Annotated in this window: 19 protein-coding genes (1 of these 19 cut by a window edge); 15 read left to right on the top strand and 4 right to left on the bottom strand. The window is 42.9% G+C overall.

Annotated elements, in window-relative coordinates; genetic code table 11:
* Nucleotide 1 precedes the first annotated feature (1 nt).
* From LY387_RS08275 to LY387_RS08260, 4 genes are read left to right on the top strand one after another with little or no spacing between them, the layout of a single operon-like run.
* Nucleotides 2-1,177, top strand: a complete 1,176-nt coding sequence (locus tag LY387_RS08275) for a zonular occludens toxin domain-containing protein (protein WP_234493729.1) — start codon at nt 2-4, stop codon at nt 1,175-1,177.
* Nucleotides 1,178-1,333: a hypothetical protein gene (locus LY387_RS08270; protein WP_234493728.1), complete on the top strand. Its 156-nt coding sequence runs from the start codon at nt 1,178-1,180 to the stop codon at nt 1,331-1,333. It abuts the gene before it with no gap.
* Nucleotides 1,334-1,382: 49 nt separating this feature from the next.
* A complete protein-coding gene (locus LY387_RS08265) occupies nt 1,383-1,724 on the top strand; it encodes a hypothetical protein (RefSeq protein ID WP_234493727.1) in 342 nt (113 codons plus the stop codon).
* Nucleotides 1,711-2,220: a hypothetical protein gene (locus LY387_RS08260; RefSeq protein ID WP_234493726.1), complete on the top strand. Its 510-nt coding sequence runs from the start codon at nt 1,711-1,713 to the stop codon at nt 2,218-2,220. Before LY387_RS08265 ends, LY387_RS08260 begins: the two co-directional genes overlap by 14 nt.
* A 274-nt stretch (nt 2,221-2,494) precedes the next feature.
* Here the strand turns inward: LY387_RS08260 and LY387_RS08255 are convergent, their stop codons facing one another.
* Complete coding sequence (locus tag LY387_RS08255) at nt 2,495-3,847, bottom strand: ISNCY family transposase (RefSeq protein WP_234496077.1); 1,353 nt, start codon at nt 3,845-3,847, stop codon at nt 2,495-2,497.
* Nucleotides 3,848-4,185: 338 nt separating this feature from the next.
* Here LY387_RS08255 and LY387_RS08250 point away from each other — a divergent pair, with 338 nt between their 5' ends.
* Entirely contained in the window at nt 4,186-4,434 is a 249-nt protein-coding gene (locus tag LY387_RS08250) for an HU family DNA-binding protein (RefSeq protein ID WP_234493737.1), read from the top strand.
* 383 nt (nt 4,435-4,817) lie between these two features.
* On the opposite strand, the gene LY387_RS08245 is transcribed toward LY387_RS08250, so the two are convergent.
* The gene (locus LY387_RS08245; protein ID WP_234493736.1) at nt 4,818-5,003 is read right to left on the bottom strand and encodes a hypothetical protein; all 186 of its coding nucleotides are present in this window, start codon (nt 5,001-5,003) and stop codon (nt 4,818-4,820) included.
* Nucleotides 5,004-5,148: 145 nt separating this feature from the next.
* Between LY387_RS08245 and LY387_RS08240 the strand changes: the two genes are divergently transcribed.
* From LY387_RS08240 to LY387_RS08195, 10 genes are all read left to right on the top strand, one after another.
* Entirely contained in the window at nt 5,149-6,453 is a 1,305-nt protein-coding gene (locus LY387_RS08240) for a phage/plasmid replication protein, II/X family (RefSeq protein WP_234493735.1), read from the top strand.
* Nucleotides 6,454-6,462: 9 nt separating this feature from the next.
* The gene (locus LY387_RS08235) at nt 6,463-6,750 is read left to right on the top strand and encodes a G5P family DNA-binding protein (RefSeq protein WP_234493734.1); all 288 of its coding nucleotides are present in this window, start codon (nt 6,463-6,465) and stop codon (nt 6,748-6,750) included.
* 9 nt (nt 6,751-6,759) lie between these two features.
* Nucleotides 6,760-6,996 carry a hypothetical protein gene (locus LY387_RS08230; protein ID WP_234493733.1) on the top strand — a complete coding sequence of 79 codons (237 nt, stop codon included), beginning with the start codon at nt 6,760-6,762 and terminating at the stop codon, nt 6,994-6,996.
* Between the two features lie 12 nt (nt 6,997-7,008).
* Nucleotides 7,009-7,221, top strand: coding sequence for a phage coat protein (locus LY387_RS08225; protein ID WP_234493732.1), 213 nt, complete (start codon nt 7,009-7,011; stop codon nt 7,219-7,221).
* 119 nt (nt 7,222-7,340) lie between these two features.
* Complete coding sequence (locus tag LY387_RS08220) at nt 7,341-9,023, top strand: hypothetical protein (RefSeq protein ID WP_234493731.1); 1,683 nt, start codon at nt 7,341-7,343, stop codon at nt 9,021-9,023.
* Nucleotide 9,024: 1 nt separating this feature from the next.
* Entirely contained in the window at nt 9,025-9,342 is a 318-nt protein-coding gene (locus LY387_RS08215; RefSeq protein WP_234493730.1) for a DUF2523 family protein, read from the top strand.
* A 10-nt stretch (nt 9,343-9,352) separates the two neighbouring features.
* Nucleotides 9,353-10,528 carry a zonular occludens toxin domain-containing protein gene (locus tag LY387_RS08210; protein WP_234493729.1) on the top strand — a complete coding sequence of 392 codons (1,176 nt, stop codon included), beginning with the start codon at nt 9,353-9,355 and terminating at the stop codon, nt 10,526-10,528.
* Complete coding sequence (locus LY387_RS08205; RefSeq protein WP_234493728.1) at nt 10,529-10,684, top strand: hypothetical protein; 156 nt, start codon at nt 10,529-10,531, stop codon at nt 10,682-10,684. It abuts the gene before it with no gap.
* Between the two features lie 49 nt (nt 10,685-10,733).
* Nucleotides 10,734-11,075, top strand: coding sequence for a hypothetical protein (locus tag LY387_RS08200; protein ID WP_234493727.1), 342 nt, complete (start codon nt 10,734-10,736; stop codon nt 11,073-11,075).
* Nucleotides 11,062-11,571, top strand: a complete 510-nt coding sequence (locus LY387_RS08195) for a hypothetical protein (protein WP_234493726.1) — start codon at nt 11,062-11,064, stop codon at nt 11,569-11,571. The genes LY387_RS08200 and LY387_RS08195 overlap by 14 nt, the downstream gene beginning before the upstream one ends.
* 274 nt (nt 11,572-11,845) lie before the next feature.
* Here LY387_RS08195 and LY387_RS08190 read toward each other — a convergent pair whose 3' ends face one another.
* Entirely contained in the window at nt 11,846-13,198 is a 1,353-nt protein-coding gene (locus tag LY387_RS08190; RefSeq protein ID WP_234496077.1) for an ISNCY family transposase, read from the bottom strand.
* A gap of 355 nt (nt 13,199-13,553) precedes the next feature.
* Nucleotides 13,554-22,975, bottom strand: partial view of a tandem-95 repeat protein gene (locus tag LY387_RS08185; RefSeq protein WP_234496023.1) — the 3' end only. The gene runs 19,660 nt beyond the window's last position; the window shows 9,422 of its 29,082 coding nt (coding positions 19,661-29,082); the start codon falls outside the window, past its right edge — the gene reads right to left on this strand; the stop codon is at nt 13,554-13,556.

Raw genomic sequence — 22,975 nt, 5'->3', positions numbered from 1 at the left:
GATGCCAATTAACATTATCGTGGGTAGACCAGGTTCGGGTAAATCTTACGAATCTGTGGTGTATCACATCATTCCTGCGCTTAAGGAAGGGCGCAAAGTTATCACTAATGTGCCTTTAAATTTAGATCATTTCGAATCGGTTTTTGGCAAGGAAATATTAGATCTTATCGAGGTTCGAGAAGATAGCTATTCCCGTGAGGTTGGGGCGGTCAAAGCTTTCTCTACAAAGGATTGTTTTACGTCTGACGAGTGGAAGAATGACGAGGGCGTTGGTGCATTGTTCGTCATTGATGAATGTCACTTTGTTTTACCTAGTCAAGGCAGAGGCAAGAAAGCATCTGAGAATTTGGCGGATGTATTGGAATATATGTCGATGCACCGTCATTATGGCCATGATATTTTGTTAATGACTCAAAGCCTTGGAAAACTTCACAAAGATGTTCGAGCAATGATACAAATTCAGTATCGAGTGTCGAAGCATTCCGCAGCTGGGTCTGATAAAACTTATACGCAAAAAGTATTAGACGGTGCTGAGGGTCGGCCTGCTGAGTTGAACACCAACGTTCGAACATATAAGCCTCGATTTTTCCCGTTCTATACTTCGCATACTCAATCTGACCAATCGGTGAATGAAGCTCACGCTAGTGACATTAAGCCTATCTGGAAGCGTTGGTATTTCTGGGTAGGTATCCCTGCAATTATCATTGCGTTGCCTATGTCTATAACGAGTGGTTTAGCGTTGTTTGGCAACAAATCAGAGCCTGAGCCCGTAGTAGAATCTAAGCGTGTCGTAGTGGAAGATAAGCAAAATTCAGAGCCAGAGAAGAAAAGACCGTCTTCTAGGCAGCGTAAGGCTGATACAGTGCATCCATTTGGTAAACTTCAACTGGCTATCACAGGGTCGTCTGATTCGTTCTACAAAGACGATAGAGGGCGTTTGCATCGACAAACAGAGGTTTATTTTAAGGCAGTGAATAAATCTCGTTATGAATTCCCCTTGAAGCTTCAGGACTTATATATGGCAGGCTATGATGTGGCGGTAATGGGTCCTTGTTTGGTTGAATTGAAGTTTGAGGGCTATTCAGATTTCGTTTACTGCGAGGGTGAACGGCCTACAGGCCAACATCCTAATATTGATTTAGCTTCGTCTTTTTCATCGGCGTTTGGTGGTGACTAGATGGTTTTGGATTTTTCTTTATCTCGTTTGCGTGATGAATTAGCTTTAGCTATGGAGGCTTACGAACGTGAGCCTTCGTCTTTAATGTTTGAGCGAATTGTTGAGCTTTGCCGTGTTATTCGAGAGCTTGAGAGGAGATTAGAAAAGGCTTCTTAGTGTATAGTAAGATTTACGATACTATATTGGTTTCATAAGGGCTTAATAAATGGCAAATGTAGGGTATTGTCGGATTGATAATTTAAAATTGTCTCGTGAAAGTATAGAGGCAGTTGATGAGATTAGAGATATCGTAGATAGGGCGAACATGCTAGCAGTTGCAACGAGCACCGTTCCATTGTTTGATTTGTTTCTTGGTAAAGCAAATACGAGTCAAACCATGCTGAGTATAGCTGGCTATGATTGGGTTGAGTTTAGTAAAACTCTGAACGCTATTAATAAAACTGCAAAAGGGCGTGTATTTTCTATTGCGGAAACCATGAGCTTAAGAACTGGTAGTTATACTGCTGAGGGCGAATTTTGGAGGTGCGTATCAAATGCGGCTTTGTAAAGGTTTAACCTGCTTATTTTTAATGTGTTTCTTACCTTTTTCTTATGCTGGCTCTAATGAGTTACGTTCTTTAGCTTTGTCTGATGCTATGCAAGCTTATGGTAATCGAGTTGAGTATTGTTTACTTCAATCAAGAGCGGCTTCAAAAAGATTTCCAACTACAAGCTGGTTTTCATCATTAGGAAATGACGATAAAAAAAAGGTGCTTCTATATCTTTCTTTGGACAATAGAGAAAAGTGCTCGGAACAAGAACGTTTGAAAGTGGTTGAGATTTTAGACCAATACCCACAGATAACCATTCGATCTGAAGAATACCCTAATGGTATGACTTTGGATGAAATTCGAAGTAGTCTCAATCTTGTTGAAAACGTGGATTATAGTTCGGAAATTTCAGGACTCGACATTTTGGAAGTGCAAAAGATACAAGCTCAATTTCAACAGCCATTCGACCTAATAAAGGTGGCTAAAAAGCTTGGGTTACTGGACGAGCCGTAACCGTTGTAAAGAATGGACAGAGTAAAAAAATGACATACTGAGTCGATTGGTATGTCATTTTATTTTGTGCTAAGTTTTTCGCATTGAGAGCGGAGGTGGCAGTATAAAGTCATGACCGGTTTGGGTCTCGATAGTGGATTTTGTGAAGTTTGACGGGATAACCACAGGATAAAATGCTGTTTTGGATAAATTCGATTTTGTCAATCCCATTTTAAAATGTCCTCTTTTCTCCCAGGTAGAAATGTCTCTTTATGAGCTAAATAGAGTAGGTGAGTTAGGTTTTACTCTTAGATGCTTTGAAGGTTTCTGGTGTGATGAGAACTGGGTTTATAGCCCTTAGTTGTTCCTGAAGCGCTCTTTGTTGAGCTCTGCGTTTAGGGGCTTTTTTGCTCCGTGTGCGTTTCTGTTGTCGCTCGAATTCTTCTTGCTGCTGTTGAGCAAACTTTAGTACTTGACCTAATCGCTTGTTGTCGACAATTTGGGTTTGTTGAACATGCTCAAGCTTATCGAAAATTTTGAATTCCAACTTTCTGTGGCCATACACAATCGCAATGTCTCCGTTGGGATAGTCTAAGACTTTGACATGCTCGTGAACTAAGCGAGTATTTTCTTCATTTGGCTCAATAAGATAAACCACTTTGTCATATTGAAATGTCAACGATTTAGAGAGTTTACGTATTTCTTGCCAACTGAAAATATCGTCGAGTTCCTGTGTGGTTTCACGCACTTTTCGATGCATGTTTTTCGGATACATTGCCGGCTTAGCAAAGCGTCGATTGAAATCGGCAATGAAGTAGGGAAGCCAAGCATTCGCTTCTTCGATGGTGTTAATTCCTTGTAAGCGCATCTCTTTGACGAGTCGGTCTTGTAGCGTCAAGTTTACTCGCTCCACACGACCTTTAGCTTGAGAGCTGTTCGCACATATCAGTTCAATACCTAACTCTTTTAATACACGGGCATATTGAGTTTGACCGACTTGTTTTTGCTTTTCCTGATTCACCCGAAAAATCGAATGCTTATCGCTGTAGAACGCTACGGGTTTGCCGTGTTCATTAAGATATTCTCTCGTTGTTAGCATGTAATCAAAGGCCGATTCGGTTTCGCTGAACCTTAAATTCATCAGGCGGCCAGTCGCATCATCGATAAAGACCAGTAAACAACATTTGTCAGCGCGTCCTTCAAACCAATCATGGTGAGAGCCATCAATTTGAACGAGCTCGCCCAAACAATCACGTCGGTAGCGAGGTTGGTAAACTTTAGGCTTGCGTTGCGAATGTGGCGTCCATAAACCATCTGCAATCATCCAACTTCGTAAGGTCTCGTTAGATACTGGAAGGCTATGTAACTCCAATAGTTTTTCTCTAGCAAGCGTTGGAGAAAAATCAGAATAGTGATCACGAATCAGTTTTAAAACTGTGTCTCGGTAGTCACTAGGATAGCGGTTATTACTTGGCTTACCTCGAGCTTGGTGAGTCAATCCTACAGCACCGAATTCCCTCAGGCGATTCATAAGCCTCTGAACTTGGCGAACACTCAAATCAAGGATGTCTGCCGCGTCGACTCGTCGGATCCTACGATCGCAAACATCTTGGATTACTTTAAAACGATTGATATCAGAATCATTCATAGTCACTAGCATCTTAAACGCATCCTTAGCTGGTTGTAAGTAAAGCTTAGTGACCACGAGCTAAAGAGACATTTTAACTTTGGTAAATAGTGACATTACAACTTTGCGCTTACAGATTTAGTGCGTATTATCTGCATGGAATTATGTTGAGGGTTTGCTTTGCCTAACAGCAGTAAAAAGTGGGCGATAGACTTGCTCAATGTCGGTCTGTCAAGGCCGTGCATGCTAGGAGGGAGAATCGTTTTACAAGGTTAGCCCGTAACATAATTTCGATAATGCGCATTAAGTTATGACGGTGTGGTATTGTAGTTATTCTTATGTGAATGAGGTAAGCCACAATGAACAAAACTGAATTAATCTCAAGAATTTCAACTAAGTACGACTTAGACCAAAAGAGCATTTCTGTTCTTTTTGAAGTAACTTTTGATGAAATGGCCAGGGCTTTGTTAGATCGTGAATTTATCGAGATTTCAGAGCTTGGTGATTTCTTGGCAAAAACCAGAAAAGAAAAATTGAGTGAGAATCGCAGAGGTGAAACGATTACAATTCGAGATAATCATGTAATTCGTTTTAGGCCTATCATTTAACTAAGAAAGCAGTTGAACCCTAAATCTAACTTCATCGCGCAGCGATAAAAGGGCGCTTGTTGTAGTTCTTGGGTATGACTCCTCCAAACGCCCGAAGCCAATCTCCATTCAAAGACAAAAAATAAATACCCTTCCTTTCTGTTAAGCCAGCCTTGCAGAGACTCACCACGAAAGAGGCGATTTCTGCCACTGCAACCCGTCGATTTTTCAGTTAAGAAAGCTAATCCACAAAATTAAAGGAGGGGGCCCCGCTTGCGGGGTGGTTGCCTTGATTTTGTGGATTAGCTTTCGCTAATGCAAAGAGAGGGTACACTATCTTTAATAGTGTACTTTTGTGTAAATATTACACTTTCACTTCCTATTTGATCTCCTGGGCTCTTGTGTCATTTTGTTATGCCACGTTCATTTATCATGTCTTTTTTCAGTTCATCTAATTTTTCGTCGAAAAGTTTGTTTGCTAGTTCAGTCCATTTTATCGGCTTTCCCGTTCTGTAGCTTATCTCTATAGCTGCTCTTTCTAGCTTCTGCTTTCTTTTCTCTGTTACTTGCATAGTTGTTCGTTGTGTCATGGTTCTTCATACCTTTACATTTTTTTGTATTTTATGTGATTTCTAACACAGTTACACGTGTATACATGTATTTTTGTATGGACAGATTGATTTTCATGGTCGATTCTATAGATAAATGTAGGTATGGATGTATAGAAGGGGTCTCATGATAGACATGCTTAAAATTTCAATACCATTCAAGCAAGACTATCTTTTGGAAACTCAACAAAGTTCTAAGGGTGAGTTTGTATCTTATGTTGATATACGTGCTTGCTCTTTGATTGGGGGTGTTGGTCTTGAAGCTAAGTCTATTTTTTTTACTGGCTCAGGCTCTCAGGATGAGCTTGAAGTTGCAGATTTGCGTCACCCATATCAAACGCTTCCGACTTCTTTTACTGGTATTGCGTTCAAAATTTTTCAAGGTACAAAGTTACGAGATGCCTGTGTCGAGCTAAAAGCCTCTCCAGCTAAAATTCTTCAAGGTCATAACGTTTACGGCTCTACTCAGATGGTGGTCGGTTCTTATGAAATGCTCATGGCTCTTTATCATGCTTATCCAGATTTTTACGAAATGTTAGACATCTATAGAACTACACTAGATGCTATAGATTGCACATTTTCAGCTAGAGCAAAAACAGATTTACAAGCTAAGCAAGTTATTGGTCAGTTAAAATCAGTCTCCAATAAGCATATGAGAGCTAGTGTTAGAAATGAACATGAAACTACTTGTTACTTTAGTCGTGGCTCACGTCATGTAGATAGAAAGGCATATTTAAAGGGTTGTGAATTTAATAGACAGCTTAATAGCTTGCGTTCTTTACAGGAAAAGGGAGACCGTACGCATGATAGAGTTATTGATGTTATGTCTAACCCTGAATTAATTAACTTTGCTAGAAATTTAATCCGCTTTGAAGCAAGTGCTAAGCGTAGATATTTAGATGAGTTTAATATACCCAAAAACCTATTTGAAGCTTGTCGGTTTCAATTAGAGTATGAAAAAGACGGACGTTGTTTAATTAAAGATATTTGGATTAAAGCATTTTCGCCATTAATGGAGGCATTGGAGGGTCAAAAAATGAACATATTTAATGATGAACAAGTACATAACACACTAAAGAAAGAATTTTTTACTGTCACTAAGAAAGGCAATATTACTTATTCTAAGGCAGATAGAATATTTAGATTCTATCGTTCTCTTGTTAGCGATGGTTATCACGCAGTTTTTGATTCTTTTAGTAAATCAAATAAAAAGTCATTTTATAACCAATTAAATCCATTATTGGAAGTTGGATTTTCTAAAGCTCAACTTCAAAACCTCAAAGGGCACGGTAAGGATAACGTAGTTCCTTTATTACAAGTTATAGAAATTGATTTTAGTCAGCAAAGACCGTCTGACTGGATAGAGCCTCAAGCAGGGGATATCACCAAATTATACGGTCAAGAAGATAGCGTAATTAGTTTAGTAGCATAGGTAATTATTATGAAAAACGCATTAATAGTAGAAATATTTAAAGATAATGAAACAAAAGACATTCGCACCATTCCACCTAAAGGCGATAGGGCAGAAATGAAACTATATAGTCAAGTTGCCTTTGTTCATCTTGGCGGTCGTTTCCCTGTTGAATTTTCTTTACCACTTCAAGAAGATGAAACACATTATGCATCGGGTAAATATTACCTAGACCAAACGTCTTTTAAAGTAGGTCAATTTGGTCGTTTAGAGTTTGAGCGTAATATTACTCTAATTCCTGTAGCTTCTAATACTTAGGTTCTAATTATGGCAATTTGTATTGAAAAAACTGTAGATGATTTTTTATATGTTAGTGAAACACCTATCGAAAATTGCTCTACGTATGTTCTACAGACTGCCGATGAATATAATTTATCACACGTTTTTGTATCATCGTCCGATATTGGATTAGTTTTCGCTTGGGCTTTTGGTGCGGTTGTAGTGGTAGGTTATTTTGGTGGCTTTGTCATTGGCATAGCTAAAAAAATGATACAACTCGTATAGAGGGATTTTATTATGAAAAAAGCAGCTTCAACTATAGCAGCGTTAACTCTTGCTTCTCTTGCACCTCAAGCAATGGCTGACACTACAACTATCGATTCAATTTTTGCAGCAGTAGACCTTTCTACTGTAACAGCGTTTATTGGTACTACCGGTGTGGTCATTGTTGGTATTGCGCTAGCTGTTAAGGGTATTAGCCTAGCTAAACGTCTCGTTAGTCGAGCATGATTGTTGCGGTATCTACCCTCCAGTTCTATTCCGCTGTTATGGTTATCGGCGGTCTAGCTGGAATAGCATTTGTGTTAGGTATGAGGGGCGTTTAAGCCCCTTTTTTTATGGTGGGCAAAATGATTATTAAGCGGCTATCGATATATTTTCTTTGTTTTTTCATTGTTTATATTCCCGTTCGTCCAGCTCGTGCTTTTTTTCCTGTCGTTGTTGGTCTGACTGGTCAAGCAGCGATGTGGACAGGTAGAACATTGGTTGCTCGCATGGCGGTTAATTATGGTGCTGATTTAGGTGTTTTAGCTACAGCCGCCGTTGCTACCACTCCAATGATAAAAGATTATATGACTTCTGAATATGCGCTTAGACCTTGGGGAACTTGGGCGTATGCATTAGAAAAAGTTGGTTTTCATCTTGATGGCGGAGAGATGGTAATCAAGGATGACGAATGTTTCTTATCGGATTATTGCGGTAAGAGTGTTTCTTTTAAAATGGCAGATGGTAGTTGGTCTTCTACGTGGGATAAAGGTTTGTATAAAACAGGAACTAAATTAGTTTGTCCTATTAACGTTGGTTTTGCTGATGAAAACGGGAAAAACACTTTATTTGATTGTGGACAGGCGTTATCTGATAATTGGTGGTTAAAATATCGCTCATGGGAAAATAATAATCTTGAGCCAGATTGTGGTCAATGGGTGACTGTTGGTGAAGAGCAAGGACGTAAAAGTTGTTTCGATAGTCACTCTATTATTCACTGGGGGATGTCAGGTAATTCCTTTATCTTAAAGGGTGAGTTTTTCCATGAGGTTCATTTTAATGGCGAGTTAACAATTAAAAATCGTGTAAGCATTAATGAAATTGAAGTATTATTTCCTGTAGCTTCCACACAAGATTCTGTAATGGAAGGTGCAATTGAGGATGTTTTAGATAATGAAGCAGTCAATGATGAAATTCCTGTTTGGTATTTTAGTGACCCTGACGTAAGTTATTGCGGTAATGATGGTTGTGTCGATGTTCCTCCTCAATATTTTGTCGATAATACGGTGGTTATCCCTGTTGATGATAACAACATTCCTATTCCTCCTGCTATTGGACTCCCTCCTGTGTCATTGCCTTCTGATAGACCGCTTCCGCCAATTTTCGACCCTATTTATGGTGATGCTATTAATTCTGTTATTTCTGGAATATTAACGGGTGACCCTGATACCGATACTATTGCAGAAGATATTATTAAGCCTATTGTCGATGGTGTTAAACCAATAGTTGATATTGATGTTCCAGTTGACCCACCGATATACCCTCCAATTGACCCGCCTATTGAGGGCGGTAGTGTCGTTGCTGTTTCAAACTTAACAGGTATCGAATCACGTTTAGATATGACAAATCAACTTCTAGAAAATATGAATATTAACGTTGATGTTGATATGACTGGGGTTGAAGAGAGGATTGATAGAACAAATGAATTAATAGGGGGTTTATCTACAACTACCGTTCCTATAAGTACGACTCCTGATAGTAGCAGAGCTTCAAGCTTTTGGACTTCCAATTATCCAAATGGCTTTCAAGGTGTTTGGAATAATTTTAATAATGACTTTCAAAATACAGCCTTATCTGGCTGGGTCAATTCCTTTAAATTAAGTTATGTGTCAGAAGGGATTCCTACTTGGACGATGTGTTTTGATTTGGGTTTTGTTGATTTTGGTTGTCAGCCTATCGAAATTGATAGCCGTGTATGGTTGGCGATTAGAGCGTTCATTTTATTTACGGCTGCACTTTTAGCACGTCGCTTAGTATTTGGAGGTTAGTATGTTGGATTGGTTTGCTGAGCGTTGGAATGACTTTGTTAACTTTTGCTTGTCTATTTTATTGTCGCTCTACGATTTGTTGAAAGATATTGGCATATTCTTTTTTGATAGCGTGTTATCGATAGCTTTAGTTGCTATCAATGGTTTTGGTTCGGCGTTTTCGGCCTTGAACGTGATTCAATATATCGACCTGATTCCTGACGAAGCAAAATCTATCATGGCTTTAGTGGGCGTGAATGAAGCAAGTGTAATTATCGTGTCTGCAATCTTGATTCGTCTAGGTTTGCAGATTATTCCGTTTACACGTTTAGGTTCTTAGGGGGTGACTGATGCCAATTAACATTATCGTGGGTAGACCAGGTTCGGGTAAATCTTACGAATCTGTGGTGTATCACATCATTCCTGCGCTTAAGGAAGGGCGCAAAGTTATCACTAATGTGCCTTTAAATTTAGATCATTTCGAATCGGTTTTTGGCAAGGAAATATTAGATCTTATCGAGGTTCGAGAAGATAGCTATTCCCGTGAGGTTGGGGCGGTCAAAGCTTTCTCTACAAAGGATTGTTTTACGTCTGACGAGTGGAAGAATGACGAGGGCGTTGGTGCATTGTTCGTCATTGATGAATGTCACTTTGTTTTACCTAGTCAAGGCAGAGGCAAGAAAGCATCTGAGAATTTGGCGGATGTATTGGAATATATGTCGATGCACCGTCATTATGGCCATGATATTTTGTTAATGACTCAAAGCCTTGGAAAACTTCACAAAGATGTTCGAGCAATGATACAAATTCAGTATCGAGTGTCGAAGCATTCCGCAGCTGGGTCTGATAAAACTTATACGCAAAAAGTATTAGACGGTGCTGAGGGTCGGCCTGCTGAGTTGAACACCAACGTTCGAACATATAAGCCTCGATTTTTCCCGTTCTATACTTCGCATACTCAATCTGACCAATCGGTGAATGAAGCTCACGCTAGTGACATTAAGCCTATCTGGAAGCGTTGGTATTTCTGGGTAGGTATCCCTGCAATTATCATTGCGTTGCCTATGTCTATAACGAGTGGTTTAGCGTTGTTTGGCAACAAATCAGAGCCTGAGCCCGTAGTAGAATCTAAGCGTGTCGTAGTGGAAGATAAGCAAAATTCAGAGCCAGAGAAGAAAAGACCGTCTTCTAGGCAGCGTAAGGCTGATACAGTGCATCCATTTGGTAAACTTCAACTGGCTATCACAGGGTCGTCTGATTCGTTCTACAAAGACGATAGAGGGCGTTTGCATCGACAAACAGAGGTTTATTTTAAGGCAGTGAATAAATCTCGTTATGAATTCCCCTTGAAGCTTCAGGACTTATATATGGCAGGCTATGATGTGGCGGTAATGGGTCCTTGTTTGGTTGAATTGAAGTTTGAGGGCTATTCAGATTTCGTTTACTGCGAGGGTGAACGGCCTACAGGCCAACATCCTAATATTGATTTAGCTTCGTCTTTTTCATCGGCGTTTGGTGGTGACTAGATGGTTTTGGATTTTTCTTTATCTCGTTTGCGTGATGAATTAGCTTTAGCTATGGAGGCTTACGAACGTGAGCCTTCGTCTTTAATGTTTGAGCGAATTGTTGAGCTTTGCCGTGTTATTCGAGAGCTTGAGAGGAGATTAGAAAAGGCTTCTTAGTGTATAGTAAGATTTACGATACTATATTGGTTTCATAAGGGCTTAATAAATGGCAAATGTAGGGTATTGTCGGATTGATAATTTAAAATTGTCTCGTGAAAGTATAGAGGCAGTTGATGAGATTAGAGATATCGTAGATAGGGCGAACATGCTAGCAGTTGCAACGAGCACCGTTCCATTGTTTGATTTGTTTCTTGGTAAAGCAAATACGAGTCAAACCATGCTGAGTATAGCTGGCTATGATTGGGTTGAGTTTAGTAAAACTCTGAACGCTATTAATAAAACTGCAAAAGGGCGTGTATTTTCTATTGCGGAAACCATGAGCTTAAGAACTGGTAGTTATACTGCTGAGGGCGAATTTTGGAGGTGCGTATCAAATGCGGCTTTGTAAAGGTTTAACCTGCTTATTTTTAATGTGTTTCTTACCTTTTTCTTATGCTGGCTCTAATGAGTTACGTTCTTTAGCTTTGTCTGATGCTATGCAAGCTTATGGTAATCGAGTTGAGTATTGTTTACTTCAATCAAGAGCGGCTTCAAAAAGATTTCCAACTACAAGCTGGTTTTCATCATTAGGAAATGACGATAAAAAAAAGGTGCTTCTATATCTTTCTTTGGACAATAGAGAAAAGTGCTCGGAACAAGAACGTTTGAAAGTGGTTGAGATTTTAGACCAATACCCACAGATAACCATTCGATCTGAAGAATACCCTAATGGTATGACTTTGGATGAAATTCGAAGTAGTCTCAATCTTGTTGAAAACGTGGATTATAGTTCGGAAATTTCAGGACTCGACATTTTGGAAGTGCAAAAGATACAAGCTCAATTTCAACAGCCATTCGACCTAATAAAGGTGGCTAAAAAGCTTGGGTTACTGGACGAGCCGTAACCGTTGTAAAGAATGGACAGAGTAAAAAAATGACATACTGAGTCGATTGGTATGTCATTTTATTTTGTGCTAAGTTTTTCGCATTGAGAGCGGAGGTGGCAGTATAAAGTCATGACCGGTTTGGGTCTCGATAGTGGATTTTGTGAAGTTTGACGGGATAACCACAGGATAAAATGCTGTTTTGGATAAATTCGATTTTGTCAATCCCATTTTAAAATGTCCTCTTTTCTCCCAGGTAGAAATGTCTCTTTATGAGCTAAATAGAGTAGGTGAGTTAGGTTTTACTCTTAGATGCTTTGAAGGTTTCTGGTGTGATGAGAACTGGGTTTATAGCCCTTAGTTGTTCCTGAAGCGCTCTTTGTTGAGCTCTGCGTTTAGGGGCTTTTTTGCTCCGTGTGCGTTTCTGTTGTCGCTCGAATTCTTCTTGCTGCTGTTGAGCAAACTTTAGTACTTGACCTAATCGCTTGTTGTCGACAATTTGGGTTTGTTGAACATGCTCAAGCTTATCGAAAATTTTGAATTCCAACTTTCTGTGGCCATACACAATCGCAATGTCTCCGTTGGGATAGTCTAAGACTTTGACATGCTCGTGAACTAAGCGAGTATTTTCTTCATTTGGCTCAATAAGATAAACCACTTTGTCATATTGAAATGTCAACGATTTAGAGAGTTTACGTATTTCTTGCCAACTGAAAATATCGTCGAGTTCCTGTGTGGTTTCACGCACTTTTCGATGCATGTTTTTCGGATACATTGCCGGCTTAGCAAAGCGTCGATTGAAATCGGCAATGAAGTAGGGAAGCCAAGCATTCGCTTCTTCGATGGTGTTAATTCCTTGTAAGCGCATCTCTTTGACGAGTCGGTCTTGTAGCGTCAAGTTTACTCGCTCCACACGACCTTTAGCTTGAGAGCTGTTCGCACATATCAGTTCAATACCTAACTCTTTTAATACACGGGCATATTGAGTTTGACCGACTTGTTTTTGCTTTTCCTGATTCACCCGAAAAATCGAATGCTTATCGCTGTAGAACGCTACGGGTTTGCCGTGTTCATTAAGATATTCTCTCGTTGTTAGCATGTAATCAAAGGCCGATTCGGTTTCGCTGAACCTTAAATTCATCAGGCGGCCAGTCGCATCATCGATAAAGACCAGTAAACAACATTTGTCAGCGCGTCCTTCAAACCAATCATGGTGAGAGCCATCAATTTGAACGAGCTCGCCCAAACAATCACGTCGGTAGCGAGGTTGGTAAACTTTAGGCTTGCGTTGCGAATGTGGCGTCCATAAACCATCTGCAATCATCCAACTTCGTAAGGTCTCGTTAGATACTGGAAGGCTATGTAACTCCAATAGTTTTTCTCTAGCAAGCGTTGGAGAAAAATCAGAATAGTGATCACGAATCAGTTTTAAAACTGTGTCTCGGTAGTCACTAGGATAGCGGTTATTACTTGGCTTACCTCGAGCTTGGTGAGTCAATCCTACAGCACCGAATTCCCTCAGGCGATTCATAAGCCTCTGAACTTGGCGAACACTCAAATCAAGGATGTCTGCCGCGTCGACTCGTCGGATCCTACGATCGCAAACATCTTGGATTACTTTAAAACGATTGATATCAGAATCATTCATAGTCACTAGCATCTTAAACGCATCCTTAGCTGGTTGTAAGTAAAGCTTAGTGACCACGAGCTAAAGAGACATTTTAACTTTGGTAAATAGTGACATTACAACTTTGCGCTTACAGATTTAGTGCGTATTATCTATCTTATGTTAAATTGAATGTGCGTTAGCTTGAAATCTATGTTCTCCTTGCCACTATTCCCTCATTTCATCATCGTATTTAACGATAATCATGATTTACCATAAAATACCTAATAATCACATTACTTAATCAGAGATTAGTAATTGTGACTATTAGAAAAAGCCCATGATCATTTCAACAATTCACATGGGCTTTATGACTCTAGCTTTTATCAATTACTCACTAGAAGTTGTTATCGTCAAAGTCGTGTTGACTGCCTCCTGATGATTGATCATCATGACCGAAGCTTCCCGAGTCATCTGTAAAGTCAACACCAGTATCTGTGTTGTCCCCAGATGTCCAATCGCCGCTGCCACCTGCATCTTGTAGACCTGACGTATCTGCTGGAGTTTGGCTACTCGCTTGCATCGCATATTGGTCATCAACTTCAATTGTTGTTGTTGCCGAAGCGCCATCTATTGGAGTATCAAGTTCATCCACACCTTGGAACGAGATCTCTGCTTCACCTTCAAACGAATCACCCAGCGACATCGTGACCGGTTGTGACAAGTCACCAGATACCGTGTAAGTACCATCGCCATTATCTAGCGCTCCACTCACAGATGCACCATCTGGAATACCCGATAGTTCAACCTGTTCAACACCTTCTGCTGAAGCTACCTCATCAGGAATTGATAGACTGACATCATCGCCTGGCGCAGCTGTCATGTCAGCGGCTTCGTCATCTGATGTGGCTGAATCGTCGCTTGCTGAAGCTTCTACAGATTCTTGCGTAGTTTCTGTTTCAGCCGTCGCTTGCTCAGGAGTTGCTTCTGTCGATTCAGGTGCAGTCTCAACGTTCATCGTTGTAGTTAGAGTTTGCTCTTCGCCACCAGATTGAACTGTTGCTTCCAGTGGGATATCACCGCTAAACTCAGAGTCTGGCCAGAATGTCCATTGATCGTCTCCTGCAGGAACTAGTGCGCCTTCGTCGCCTGTATAGCTAAGATCAGATAAGCTTGCATCGTCCGCGACATCAAGACTTGAAAGCACTTGTTCGCCACTGATGCTAACCGAACCATCATCCGCTTGACTTAGCGCTTCAACCGTTGAAGGTTCTTGCTCGTCTACATTGATATTGAAGTGGCTTTCGACACTGTTCTCACCATCACTCGCGACAAAGCCGATTTGAGCACTTCCAGTGTATCCTTCAGCTGGGGTGAATTGATAACCACCCTGCCCGTCAGATTCAATTAGCCCTTCACCTTCAAGCAATGTAACGGATTCAATACTCATTTCTCCAGATTCGGAGCTCAAGGTGCTAAGCATATCGCTATCGGTGAAGTTAAGTGGTTCACTTTCCTCCACACTAGCAGAAGCGATTGATTCAATCTGCGGTCCATCGGTGATTTGTCCTTCATTTTCATGAACACCAATAGTGCTTTGTTCATCATGAAGAATACCATCACGTTCAACGACATACGCAAAGTCTACTTCGCCTGTAAAGCCATCGGCCGGACTAAAGGTCCAGGTACCGTCACCATTGTCAACCATCGAGCCTTGGTTAGGATCAACTAAGTGAACCATCTGGATAGCGTCATCATCATTAGCGTCGATGTTTTGTGCCATGCCAATCAAGTCTTCTTCTGTGAGGATAATTGGTTCGCCTAGCGTTGTATCAAAGTCGCCTGCAATTTCACTACCTTCTGGTTCTGGCAACGGTTCGTCACCATAGTCAACCGTGGTTGCACTAACAGTTACGAAGAAGTTTCCAGAGAAGTCTTCAGGTGGTGTTAACTGTAGATCGTCTATGTTCCAGTTGGTGATACTGATCATTTGTCCAGGCTCTGTAATAATGACAGTATTTTCACCATCGCTTACTTCAAACCCGACAGGGAAACCAGTCATAACCAAGTTGCTGAGCATTTCCGAATCATCAATGAGGTCAACGTTAAGCCCTAAGTGACCGGTTGAATCTTCAGAGAACACCAATGGACCGTCATGATCTGTTGTAATAACGGCTCCATCCGCGACTGGACGAACAAAGACAGGAACATCGAGTGAGGTTTCAAACTCTCCATCTGAAGCGATAACTTGAAGCCCTGACGTTCCGGCGAAATCACCCGTTGGTGTGAATGTCCAGGTACCATCACCGTTGTCATTCAGATCACCGGCATCTTCACCATCTGGCATGATGATTCGTGAAATAACTAGGCTTTCTGTGTCTATATCACCAAACAGGTCGAGCATATCGGATGAATCGAAGGTAAATGCCCCATCCTCATTGGTCGTTAAGAAGGCGTTTCCATCTGCAAATGGAGCATCATTTACAGGAATGACATCAACATTTAACGAGCCTTCTGCCGTCGCTTCTCCATCTGTGATTTCGTAAGCCAGTTCAACTAATCCGTTGAAATCTTGTGAAGTAACGAGGTGATACATACCATCCGGTTGCTGTTGCAATTGCGCATTTTGTGGTGACTTAACACTGATACTTTCAAGTGTGAGTTCATCGCCATCTAAATCACTTGCTTGTGCCAAGATGAATTCAGGATCGATGACCATAACTTGGTCTTCTTCTCCCTGCATTTCGATTGCAGGTGCCTGAGGTTCATCGTTAACAGCAGCAATGTCGATGTTGCCTTGAACAGGTGTCAGTTCAGTACCGTCATCAACGTTAAAGTTGAATGGAACGTCGCCGTTGAAGTTTTCCGTTGGTGTGAATGTCCAAGTGCCATCAGTATTATCAACCAGTGAACCAAACGATTCATCGATAGATAGATCTTTCGCGGTTAGGTCGTCTCCATCAATGTCTTGAGCATGCATCAACAAATCTTCTTGAGAAATGATGATGGCGTTGTCTTCTACACCTGCAAGACTCACAGGATCCGATGTTGCAGCGTCATTTACCGGATTGACCGTAAGATCAGCGTTTGCAACGATCGTTTCTGCTCCATCAGAGATATCAAAGTTAAGGTCGATATCTCCGTTGAAATTGGCATCTGGCGTAATAGTAAAGCTACCATCGCCATTGTCCGTTACTGTTGCGTTGTCTCCCGCGCTGAGGTTCGATGCAGTTAGTGCATCTCCATCGACGTCCCCTGCTTGCGATAGCAATTGATCTTGAGTCAGCGTAATAGAACCATCTTCGTCAACTGAGTAAGCCAAGCCACCTGAAACTGGCGCATCGTTGACTGCAATGACGTCAATGCCTGCAGTGGTCTCTGCCGTTGCACCGTCTTCATCTACAACCGTTACATCAAGCGATACGTTACCGTTGAAGTTTTCGTTTGGCGCAAAGCTGTAAGTTCCATCACCGTTATCGGTAAAGATGCCGTCTGTACCCGAGTAAGAAACATCGCTGACACTCACCTCGCCTTCCACATCACTTGAGTTAGCAAGCAATTGGTCGTCAGAGATAGTGATGATACCGTCTTCATTCACTGAGTATGTGGTAGAACCGGCAACAGGAATGTCGTTGACCGACTCAACCGTCACATCAATATTAGCTTCTGTGGTGGTCGTACCATCGCTTACTGAGAAGCTTAGGTCTACGTCACCATTAAAGTTCTCGTTTGGCGCAAAGGTATAAGTGCCATCACCATTGTCGGTGAACACACCTTCTGTGCCTGAGTAGCTAACATCAGCAACTGATAGGTCGTCACCATCAATATCGGATGCACCTGCTAGAAGTTGCTCATCAGTAAAGGTCAACGAGCCATCTTCTTGGATGGTGTAACCCACATCTTCCACAACTGCTGCATCGTTGACAGGGTTTACAGTCAGGTCTGCGTTGGCCACGATGGTGTCGGTGCCATCAGAGATATCGAAGCTGAGGTCAATGTCGCCATTGAAGTCTGCGTCTGGTGTGATGGTGAATGAACCGTCTTCGTTGGCCGTTACCGTAGCATTGTCACCTGCGCTTAGGTTAGCAGCTGTCAGATCATCGCCATCTACATCGTTAGCTTGAGACAGCAACTGCTCTTGAGTCAGAGTTATCGAACCGTCTTCGTCAACGGAGTATGCTAGATCACCTGAGACAGGCGCATCGTTCACAGCAATAACGTCAATGCCTGCCGTAGTTTCTGCCGTTGCACCGTCTTCATCAACAACCGTCACATCAAGCGATACATTGCCGTTAAAGTTTTCGTTTGGTGCGAAGCTGTAAGTACCATCGCCGTTATCAGTGAAGATACCGTCTGTACCTGAGTAAGACACATCATCAACAGCGACTTCACCTTCTACATCCGAGCTGTTCGCTAGAAGTTGCTCGTCAGAGATGGTAATAATACCGTCTTCATTCACTGAGTAAGTAGTAGAACCCGCAACAGGAATGTCGTTAACCGACTCAACCGTCACATCAATGTTAGCTTCTGTGGTGGTTGTACCGTCGCTTACTGAGAAACTTAAGTCGACTTCACCGTTGAAGTTCTCGTTTGGAGCGAAGGTATACGTACCATCACCATTATCGGTGAACACACCTTCTGTACCTGAGTAGCTAACATCCGCAACAGATAGCTCGTCGCCATCAATATCCGATGCACCTGCAAGAAGTTGTTCGTCAGTAAAGGTCAACGAACCGTCTTCTTGGATGGTGTAACCCACATCTTCCACAACCGCGGCGTCATTCACTGGATTTACAGTAAGGTCTGCATTGGCGACGATGGTATCGGTGCCATCAGAGATGTCGAAGCTGAGGTCAATGTCGCCATTGAAGTCCGCGTCAGGCGTAATGGTGAATGAGCCGTCTTCGTTGGCAGTGACTGTGGCGTTATCACCCGCGCTTAGGTTAGCTGCTGTTAGATCATCTCCGTCCACATCACTCGCTTGAGACAGAAGTTGCTCTTGAGTCAGAGTAATCGAACCATCTTCGTCAACTGAGTAAGCTAAGTCACCTGAAACTGGTGCATCGTTGACTGCGATGACATCAATTCCTGCGGTGGTGTCTGCCGTTGCACCATCTTCGTCAACAACTGTCACATCAAGTGATACGCTACCGTTGAAGTTTTCGTTTGGTGCAAAGCTGTAGGTGCCATCACCGTTGTCAGTGAAGATACCGTCTGTGCCAGCGTAAGAAACATCGCTGACACTTACCTCGCCTTCCACATCACTTGAGTTAGCAAGCAATTGGTCGTCAGAGATAGTGATGATGCCGTCTTCATTGACGGAGTATGTGGTAGAACCTGCAACAGGAATATCGTTGACGGACTCTACAGTCACATCAATGTTGGCTTCTGTTGTGGTTGTGCCATCACTAACCGAGAAGCTTAAGTCAACTTCTCCATTGAAGTTCTCGTTTGGTGCAAAGGTATAAGTGCCGTCACCGTTGTCTGTGAACACACCTTCTGTACCAGAGTAGCTAACGTCAGCGACTGATAGGTCGTCCCCGTCAATATCTGATGCACCAGCGAGAAGCTGCTCATCAGTAAAGGTTAACGAACCGTCTTCTTGGATGGTGTAACCCACATCTTCCACAACCGCTGCATCATTCACTGGGTTTACAGTCAGGTCTGCATTCGCGACGATGGTGTCGGTACCATCAGAAATATCGAAGCTAAGGTCAATGTCGCCATTGAAGTCCGCGTCTGGTGTGATGGTGAATGAACCGTCTTCGTTAGCCGTAACCGTTGCGTTATCACCTGCGCTTAGGTTAGCCGCAGTGAGATCTTCGCCGTCCGCATCACTCGCTTGCGATAACAATTGCTCTTGAGTCAGAGTAATCGAGCCATCTTCATCAACTGAGTAAGCCAGGTCACCTGAAACCGGTGCATCGTTAACTGCGATAACATCAATACCAGCGGTGGTCTCTGCTGTTGCACCATCTTCGTCAGCGACAGTCACATCTAGAGATACGTTACCGTTGAAGTTTTCGTTCGGAGCGAAGCTGTAGGTTCCATCACCGTTATCGGTAAAGATGCCGTCTGTACCCGAGTAAGAAACATCGCTGACACTCACCTCGCCTTCCACATCACTTGAGTTAGCAAGCAATTGGTCGTCAGAGATAGTGATGATACCGTCTTCATTCACTGAGTATGTGGTAGAACCGGCAACAGGAATGTCGTTGACCGACTCAACCGTCACATCAATATTAGCTTCTGTGGTGGTCGTACCATCGCTTACTGAGAAGCTTAGGTCTACGTCACCATTAAAGTTCTCGTTTGGCGCAAAGGTATAAGTGCCATCACCATTGTCGGTGAACACACCTTCTGTGCCTGAGTAGCTAACATCAGCAACTGATAGGTCGTCACCATCAATATCGGATGCACCTGCTAGAAGTTGCTCATCAGTAAAGGTCAACGAGCCATCTTCTTGGATGGTGTAACCCACATCTTCCACAACTGCTGCATCGTTGACAGGGTTTACAGTCAGGTCTGCGTTGGCCACGATGGTGTCGGTGCCATCAGAGATATCGAAGCTGAGGTCAATGTCGCCATTGAAGTCTGCGTCTGGTGTGATGGTGAATGAACCGTCTTCGTTGGCCGTTACCGTAGCATTGTCACCTGCGCTTAGGTTAGCAGCTGTCAGATCATCGCCATCTACATCGTTAGCTTGAGACAGCAACTGCTCTTGAGTCAGAGTAATTGAGCCATCTTCATCAACTGAGTAAGCTAGGTCACCTGAGACTGGTGCGTCGTTCACTGCGATGACGTCAATACCCGCTGTGGTATCCGCTGTTGCACCGTCTTTATCAACAACAGACACATCAAGCGATACGTTGCCGTTGAAGTTTTCGTTTGGCGCGAAGCTGTATGTACCGTCACCGTTATCAGTGAAGATACCGTCAGTGCCTGAGTAAGACACATCGTTGACGCTCACCTCGCCTTCGATATCACTTGAGTTAGCAAGCAATTGGTCGTCAGAGATAGTGATTATGCCGTCTTCATTGACTGAGTATGTGGTAGAACCGGCCACAGGAATGTCGTTTACCGACTCAACCGTCACATCAATGTTAGCTTCTGTGGTGGTTGTACCGTCACTTACTGAGAAGCTTAGGTCCACTTCACCGTTGAAGTTCTCGTTTGGTGCAAAGGTATAAGTGCCATCACCATTGTCGGTGAACACACCTTCCGTGCCTGAGTAGCTAACATCAGCAACGGATAGGTCGTCACCATCAATATCGGATGCACCTGCTAGAAGTTGCTCATCAGTAAAGGTCAACGAGCCATCTTCCTGGATGGTGTAACCCACATCTTCAACAACCGCTGCGTCATTCACTGGATTCACAGTCAAATCTGCATTGGCGACGATGGTGTCGATGCCATCAGAAATGTCGAAGCTGAGGTCAATGTCACCATTGAAGTCCGCATCGGGAGTAATAGTGAATGATCCGTCTTCGTTGGCAGTAACTGTAGCATTGTCACCTGCTGACAAGTTAGCGGCCGTCAGATCATCACCGTCCACATCACTTGCTTGTGACAGAAGTTGCTCTTGAGTCAGCGTGATAGAGCCGTCTTCGTCAACCGAGTAAGCTAAGTCACCTGAGACTGGTGCATCGTTCACTGCGATGACGTCAATACCTGCCGTAGTTTCTGCCGTTGCACCATCTTCATCAGCAACGGTCACGTCAAGAGAAACGTTGCCGTTGAAATTCTCATTTGGTGCGAAGCTGTAAGTACCATCGCCGTTATCAGTGAAGATACCGTCTGTACCTGAGTAGGACACATCATCAACAGCGACTTCACCTTCTACATCCGAGCTGTTCGCTAGAAGTTGCTCGTCAGAGATAGTGATTATGCCGTCTTCATTCACTGAGTAAGTAGTAGAACCCGCAACAGGAATGTCGTTAACCGACTCAACCGTCACATCAATGTTGGCTTCTGTGGTGGTTGTACCGTCGCTTACTGAGAAGCTTAAGTCCACTTCACCGTTGAAGTTCTCGTTTGGCGCGAAGGTATAAGTACCGTCACCGTTATCAGTGAATACGCCTTCTGTACCAGAATAACTGACATCAGCAACTGATAAGTCGTCGCCATCAATATCGGATGCGCCAGCAAGAAGCTGTTCATCAGTAAAGGTTAACGAGCCATCTTCTTGAATGGTGTAACCCACATCTTCAACAACCGCTGCATCATTCTCTGGATTAACAGTGAGATCTGCATTTGCTACGATCGTATCCGTTCCATCAGAGATATTGAAGGTTAAGTCAATATCGCCGTTGAAATCCGCATCGGGAGTAATGGTAAATGAACCATCTTCATTAGCAGTAACGGTCGCATTATCTCCGGCACTAAGGTCGGTCGCTGTCAAGTCATCTCCGTCGATGTCAGATGCTTGCGATAAAAGCTGCTCTTGCGACAGAGTAATTGATCCATCTTCACTGACTGAGTAAGACAAATCTCCAGTGACCGGAGCATCATTAACCGCGATCACTTCTATGTCTGCGCTTGTATTGACGATTTCTCCGCTTTCATCAACAACGCTAACATCGAGTGATACATCACCATTGAAGTTCTCGTTCGGTGCAAAGCTGTAGGTACCATCACCGTTATCGGTGAATATGCCATCTGAGCCGGAGTAACTCACATCACTAACCGCTACTTCGCCTTCGATATCGGAGCTGTTAGCGAGAAGCTGTTCATTACTGAATGTGAGTACATTATCTTCGTCAACGCTGTAAGACGTTGAGCCAGCAACAGGCGCATCGTTAACCTCAGTAACGGTGACGTCAATGGTTGCAGGAGTAACATCTTTACCGTCCGATACCTCGAACAGCAGTTCAACGTTGCCACTGAAGTTTTCATTTGGTGCGAAGGTATAGGTGCCGTCGCCATTATCGGTAAACACACCATCAGTGCCAGAATACGAAACATCAGCTATAGACAAGTCGTCACCTTCGATGTCCGTCGCCCCTACTAATAGCTGTTCATTGGTAAAGGTTAGCGAACCATCTTCTTCGACAGTGTAGGCTTTGTCTTCTGCTTCTGGACCATCGTTGATTGGAGACACATAGATATTGACCTCTTCGGTCGCAGTTGCTGTGTCGCCTGTGTTTAGGTCAGTGGATGTGGCATTTACAGTGAGTGAAACGCTACCGCTAAAGTCACTCGCAGGTGTAAATTCAAGTCCGGCTAGATCTTGTGGTTCCAACGACCAAGTTCCGTCTCCATTATTGATACCAGCTGATAGCTCGCCATCTTCAGGTACATTTTCAATGAGAATCGACAGAGCTTCGGAGCCATCAGTATCGGTAAGGTTTGCATTGATCTCGATAGGAATCGTCGAGTCTTCAACACCGATGATCTGGAAGTCAGCGTTAGCGACAGATATCTCGATGTTATCGATGCCAAATGACTCATCGCTAAGCTCTTGATTTAGCGTTGAGCCAAAGCCCAATTGCAACTGGCCATCCTCGATTGGAACAGTGAGGTGTACTTCATGAGATTGCTCGTTCCATTGACTGAACCCTTCGCCTTGCGCGCTTCCATGAATGACTTCGCCGACTTGGTTGCCTTCAGAGTCATACAGTGTGGTTGTTCCGTCTTGCGTGTTAAATGCGGAGTTATCGAAAGACGTTAGTGGTTCACCGCCAACAAAGATCTGGAATGATTCACCATCCCAAGAATCTATCTCATAGAAGCTGAACGATATATCGACTTCATCGACATCAGTAGGAATATTGTAGGTTTTACTGACGGCCTCTTCGCCGTCTGTGCCACCAATTCGAC

The sequence above is a fragment of the Vibrio maritimus genome (assembly GCF_021441885.1).
In the GTDB taxonomy this organism is placed as follows: Bacteria; Pseudomonadota; Gammaproteobacteria; order Enterobacterales; family Vibrionaceae; genus Vibrio; species Vibrio maritimus_B.
The sequence above is the reverse complement of the archived record's forward strand: the minus strand, read 5'-3'. Positions and strand labels throughout refer to the sequence as shown.